At 68.8% G+C, this 5819-nt stretch carries 5 protein-coding genes; 4 read left to right on the top strand and 1 reads right to left on the bottom strand.

Annotation, left to right across the window (positions count from 1 at the left end; all coding sequences use genetic code 11):
• The first annotated feature begins 58 nt into the window (after positions 1-58).
• The 3 genes from VKH46_05155 to VKH46_05145 all read left to right on the top strand — a co-directional run bounded on the left by VKH46_05155 (position 59) and on the right by VKH46_05145 (position 1968).
• Positions 59-742 carry a phosphatase PAP2 family protein gene (locus VKH46_05155; protein HKB70211.1) on the top strand — a complete coding sequence of 228 codons (684 nt, stop codon included), beginning with the start codon at positions 59-61 and terminating at the stop codon, positions 740-742.
• Positions 743-921: 179 nt separating this feature from the next.
• Entirely contained in the window at positions 922-1086 is a 165-nt protein-coding gene (locus tag VKH46_05150) for a hypothetical protein (GenBank protein HKB70210.1), read from the top strand.
• A 75-nt stretch (positions 1087-1161) separates the two neighbouring features.
• Entirely contained in the window at positions 1162-1968 is an 807-nt protein-coding gene (locus tag VKH46_05145) for a VTT domain-containing protein (GenBank protein HKB70209.1), read from the top strand.
• Positions 1969-2307: 339 nt separating this feature from the next.
• Here VKH46_05145 and VKH46_05140 read toward each other — a convergent pair whose 3' ends face one another.
• A complete protein-coding gene (locus VKH46_05140) occupies positions 2308-3990 on the bottom strand; it encodes a DUF885 family protein (protein HKB70208.1) in 1683 nt (560 codons plus the stop codon).
• Between the two features lie 294 nt (positions 3991-4284).
• Between VKH46_05140 and VKH46_05135 the strand changes: the two genes are divergently transcribed.
• Positions 4285-5819 (top strand): hypothetical protein (locus VKH46_05135; GenBank protein ID HKB70207.1); only part of this gene is annotated, 1535 nt, incomplete at its 3' end.

Below are 5819 nucleotides of genomic sequence, written 5' to 3'. Positions count from 1 at the left end.
CTCATCGACCTGCTAGGGAAATAGCGAGATCACCCCGCGGCTTGCATAGACTGGGAGGATGAGCCGGACGAGTCCCCGGGCGTGGCATCGCGCGGAGCTCCTCTTCGTCATCACGGCGCTCCTCGCGTTCGCCTTCACCCTGCTCGCGCGTGCGGCCGCGAGGCTTCCGCACGGCGGTCCGCTCGACCAGCGGATCGAGCGGGGAGTTCACGCCCGACTTCCCGCGGCGGCCTTCGCCCTGCTCCGCGCGGTCTCCTTCTTCGGAAGCACGATCTTCATCGTCGCGGGGTGCCTCGCGGTCGCGCTCGTGCTCGGGCGGATGGGAGCGCGCCGGCGGCTGCACGCGTTTCTCCTCGCGATCATCGGCGCGGTGGTGTGGGTGCAGCTCTTCAAGCGCTTGTTCCACCGCGCGCGGCCGGATCTCTTCGATCCTCTGGCGAACGCGATCGGGTTCTCGTTCCCGAGCGGCCACTCCGCGCTCGCGGCGGCCTTCTTCGGGTCGGTCGCCGGGCTCGCCGCGGCGTCCTCGAAGCGCGGCCGCCACGCCGCCGTCTATCTCGCCTGCGGGGTCGCGGCGGTCTTTCTGGTCGGGTTCTCGCGCGTCGCGCTCGGCGTGCACTGGCCGACCGATGTCCTCGCCGGCTGGGCGGTCGGTTTCGGCTGGCTCGCGCTCGTTTTCGCCTTCGCCGAGCGTCAGGCGCGCCGCGCCCGCGAAGCGTTCGTCGAAAAGAAGACACCGTGAGGCGGTGCGTCTTTTTGTCACCACTCGGGGACCGGGCTGACATAAATCCATTGCAGCGGCCGGCGGCGCCGCCAACTCATTGAAAACACGGTGGAAGAATCGAGGACGCCTTGGCCCGCGAATTGCGATCCGGATTTTCATACAACTGACGCATTCGGCGGTCGAACGGGGTGCCGTCCATGAGCGAACCGAGAATCGCGAAGAAATGTCCGCAGTGCGGCGAGCTGTACCTCGTCCCGCTGATCGACCGCGCGCTCGTCGAAGAATTCTTCCGCTGCTCGAAATGCGGCTATTCGGAACCCGTGGCCGATCCGGAGGGCCGCGACGACCCGCCGGAAGAGTGATCTCCGGCCGCGGTAAGCTACGCGCTCGATGCGCGCCGCGTCCGCGATTCGATCCCGTTTCCGCCGGAGGCCGGCGTGCACGCGCTGATCGAGCAGCTCGCCCGCCACGGGCTGCCGCTCGTCTTCGCCAACGTTCTGCTCGAGCAGCTCGGGCTTCCGATCCCGGCGATCCCGACGCTCGTGGCGGCCGGCGCGCTGTCGGCGGGCGGGCGCCTCTCGGCTGGCGCTCTCCTCGCGCTCGCCGTCGTCGCTTCGCTCATCGCCGACTCCCTCTGGTATTTCCTCGGGCGCCGGCACGGCTACCGGATCCTTAAGACCGTCTGCGGAATATCGCTCTCTCCCGATTCCTGCGTCCGCGAGACGGAGGCGGTTTTCGAGCGGCACGGCGTCGTCTCGCTGCTGTACGCGAAGTTCATCCCCGGTTTCTCGACGGTGGCGCCGCCGATCGCGGGGGCGGTGCGGATCGGCTTTCTCCGATTCGCCCTCTTCGACGCGGGAGGCGCGCTGATCTGGGCCGGCTCGGGCGTGGCCGCCGGGATCGTCTTCCACCGGGCGATCGACCGCGTCGCCGAATTCCTGGAGGGTCTGGGATTCTGGTCGCTCGTGATCGCCGCAATCCTGCTCGCGCTCTTCGTCGGCTGGAAATGGTGGCAGCGGCGGCGCTTCTACCGTTTTCTCCGGATGGCCCGGATCACGCCGGCCGAGCTCCGGGCCCTGGTCGACGCCGGGAAGGCGCCGGTGATCGTCGACGTGCGCAATCGCGCCGCCGCCCAGCGCGATCCGCGGCGAATCCCGGGCGCGATCCGCCTCCTCGCGGAAGAGATCGACACGTCGATCGACCAGCTGCCGCCGGACCGGGAGATCATCCTGTACTGCACCTGACCCAACGAAGCCTCGGCGGCCCGTGTGGCCCGCCTGCTGATGGACAGGGGATTCATGAAGGTTCGGCCGCTCGAAGGGGGCCTCGACGGCTGGATCGACGGCGGGCATCCGGTCGAAGGGGAGCTGCCGCCTCTGTATGCGATCCGCCCGGCGGGCGGATAGCGCGAGCGGCGCGGTGATACGCGCCGTTATACGGGCGCGTGCGGCCCGCCCGCGGCCTTAACGTACGCCTCGGTACGCCGCGGTCGCGGGCCGGGCCGCCCGCGCGCGTCTTCCGGCACGTCTGACCGCGCCGTGCCGTGAGAATTCAATACACGGATTGTGAAACGGGGGAGGGAGTCACTCGCCCAGCATCTTCTCCCGATAATGCCCGACCGGGACGGGGCCGTCCTCCATCATCCCATCCATGAATTCCCGGAGGCGGAACGCGGGGCCGCGGGCGCGGCGGACGTCGTCGTAGAGCCCGCGCACCTCCCGATAGCCGAGGTAATAGAACGTGAGCTGCGGCGCGCTCGTGATCGCGCGTGTCCACATGTTCGCGGAGAACTGGGCGTCCTGGACGGCGTCCTCCCGGAGGAACCGGGCGAGCTCGTCGCGCGTGATCCCTGTCGTGTGCACCCGGATGTCGGCGATCGTCCGCGCGATGTTCTCCATCTGCTTCTTCAGGTGCGCGACGCGGTCGAGAGGTCCGCCCCAGCCCTCGTCGAGCATCAGCCGCTCGCAGAACGTCCCCCATCCCTCGACGAAGACCCCGTCGGCGAACAGGGCCCGCACCTTGCGCGGATGCCGCGCCGCGAACTTGAGCTGCAGGTAATGGCCGGGAAGGGTCTCGTGCGGCGTGATCATCGTGTTGAAGTGGTCGTTGAAGTCGCGGAAGAACGCGTCGCGCTCGGCCGGTGACGCCGTTTCGGGAGGGGTCGGCAGGAACCAGAGCGTCTTCGCTTCCGGTTCCCACGGGCCCGCGGCGTAGATTCCGCCCACACTCTGGCCGACGAAGAATCCGGGGGAACGGTCGGTCCAGATCGTCAGGGGATCGGGCAGCGTGACGATCTTCCGGTCGCGAAGGTACCGGTCGAGCGCGAGGACGCGCTCCCGATACTGGGCGACGAAAGCGTCGACGCTTTCCGCATGGTCCGCCGCGGCGCGCGCGAAGATCCGGCGCAGGAGGGCGCGATCGTCCGCGGGAGGCTCCTCCCCGGGAAAGTATCGGCTCCAGATCGTCCGGCCGTACGCGGCCGCCTCCGCGCGCTTGGCCGCGAGGTCCCGCTCCGCGTCGGCGAGCACCGCCTCGACGGATTCGGCGACGCCGGTCCCGAGCCGGAACGTTTCCGCGTAATCGGCGCCCAGACGCGGGTTGCCGGTCGCCTTCCGGCCGAGTGCGTCGAGAAAGGCGGCGAGCCGGTCGAGGGCTTCCGCCGCCTTCGCGCCCGATTCCGACAGCGCCGGATCGACGCGCGGGAACCCCTCGCGATAGAAGGCGGCGCTCGCCCGCGCCTGAGACGCGGCGATCGCGCAGATCTCCGGGGCGACATCGGCCGGAGCCGATTTCGCGAGAGCTTGTTCCGCCTCGCCGGCGAGTCGCGGCAGGAGGGCCGCCCGAGCCGCGGCGGCGGACAGGCGCTCGGCCGCCGGACGGTCGTCCCGGATCAGGAGGAAGACGGTGGCGTTGCCGATCGGATCGGTCCACCAGAGAGGATCGCGCTCGGGCCGCCGGCGGACCGCGAGGTCGTGAATCTCCCGGCGGATCTGTCCCTCGAGGGCCTCGGCGTCGAGCCGATCGTCGGGCGTCCCGCTGCCGGTCCGCTTCCAGGCTTCGATTTCGGCGAGCGTCTTCCCGTTGAAATCGAGCCATTCCTTCCGCCGCGGCTCGGTCCAGCTTTCGAGCTCTCGGTCGTGGTCATGGCGGCCCGCCTGGGTCGCGACGGTCGGCCAGGCCGCGAAATAGCGATCGATGTAGCGATCGCGGATGGGAGCGAGCGCCGGAGCGGCCGCGAGCGTCGGAACCAGAAGAACGAGGAGCATCGATGCATCATAAGGCACGCTTTTTGTATGCCTTTACGGACTTGCGCAAATACGTGTTGACAGGTACGGCAACACCCATAGAATCCATGCAATTTCTTCCATGACGGTCGTTTTCGACACCTCGGCAAAGGAAATGGTGTACGACGGGGAGAACCTCGCCCTGCGGAAGAGCCTCGGCTCGACCGCGGGCTTTTCGTAGCGCGCGCTCCCGTGCTCGTCTGGCAGGGACCAGAGCCAAGCCGGCCGGCCCGAGGCTGGTGCGCCCCACAGAACGAACATTGAGGAGAACCGGAGATGCATTTTCAGTCGACCCTCAGGAGAGCCGCGGGGACTGCCGCGGCTCTTCTTCTTGGCGCCGGGCTCGCGGCCGCCGCGAGCGGCGGCGCCTCGGCCAGCGGCGTCCCGTTCGGGAGCGACATCCCCGGCAGCCGGAAGCTGCCCAACGGCGCGACCCTCATTCCGGTGGTCCACCACGACGTGTCGCTGCCGCTGGCCGCGATTCCCCCCGTTCCCCCCGGTCCGCCCGACGACGTCGACCGGGAGCCGGGACGGATTCCCCTGAATCTCCCGGCGAACCGCCCCGATCCGGTGCGGCAGACGTCGGCCGTGACACTCGCGATGCCGACCTCGTCGAGCTTCGAAGGCATGGGCGCCGGGCTCGCGGGATTCTCTCCGGGCGGCACGCCTCCCGACACGAACGGCGACGTCGGGCCGAACCACTACGTCCAGACGGTCAACTCGTCGGTGACCGTGTTCAGCAAGAGCGGTGCGATCCTCCTCGGGCCGGAGTCGATCAACACGCTCTGGAGCGGGTTCGGCGGGGGATGCCAGACCAACAACGACGGCGATCCGGTCGTCAAGTACGACGGCGCGGCGGACCGGTGGGTCGTCTCCCAGTTCGCGGTGAGCTCGACGCCGTACCTTCAGTGCGTCGCGGTCTCCTCGACGAGCGATCCCACGGGTTCCTGGAACCGGTATTCCTTCTCGTTCGGTTCCTCGAACTTCAACGACTATCCGAAGATGGGCGTCTGGCCGGACGCCTACTACTTCTCGTTCAACATCTTCGCCAACGGCAGCACGTTCTCGGGAGGCATGGCGTGCGCCTACGACCGGGCGGGCATGATCGCCGGCGGCACCGCGAAGGCCGCGCAGTGCTTCGGCCCGAAGGCCAATGACGGCGGCCTGCTGCCGTCGGACCTGACGGGGACGACGCTCCCGCCCGGGGGCTCGTCGAATTACTACGTCGACCTCCAGACGAGCTCGCTCAGCCTCTGGCGTTTCCACGTCGACTGGACGACGCCTTCCAACTCGAGCTTCAGCGGTCCGACGAGTCTCGCGGTCGCGAGCTACTCCGCCCTGTGCGGCGGCGGAACATGCGTGAAGCAGCCCGGGACCACGCAGCAGCTCGACTCCCTGGCGGACCGCCTGATGTACCGGCTCGCTTACCGCAACATGGGCAGCTACGAGTCTCTCGTCGTCGACCACAGCGTCACGGCGGGCTCCGGCGGCGGCATCCGGTGGTACGAGATCCGCTCGCCGGCCAGCTCGCCGACGATCTTCCAGCAGGGAACGTTCGCGCCCGACTCGAGCTACCGCTGGATGGGATCGGTCGCCATGGATCACGTCGGCAACATCGCGGCGGGATACAGCATCTCCGACGGCTCGACGAACAAGCCGGGAATCCGGTTCGCCGGCCGGCTCGTGACGGACCCCGCCGGGCAATTCTCCCAGGGGGAGAGCACGATGATCACCGGCGGCGGCGTCAACACCGGGTCGTACTCCCGCTGGGGGGACTACTCGAGCATGAGCGTCGATCCCACGGACGACTG

The sequence above is a fragment of the Thermoanaerobaculia bacterium genome (assembly GCA_035260525.1).
GTDB lineage: Bacteria > Acidobacteriota > Thermoanaerobaculia > UBA5066 > DATFVB01 > DATFVB01.
This window is presented reverse-complemented; position numbering and strand designations above follow the sequence as displayed.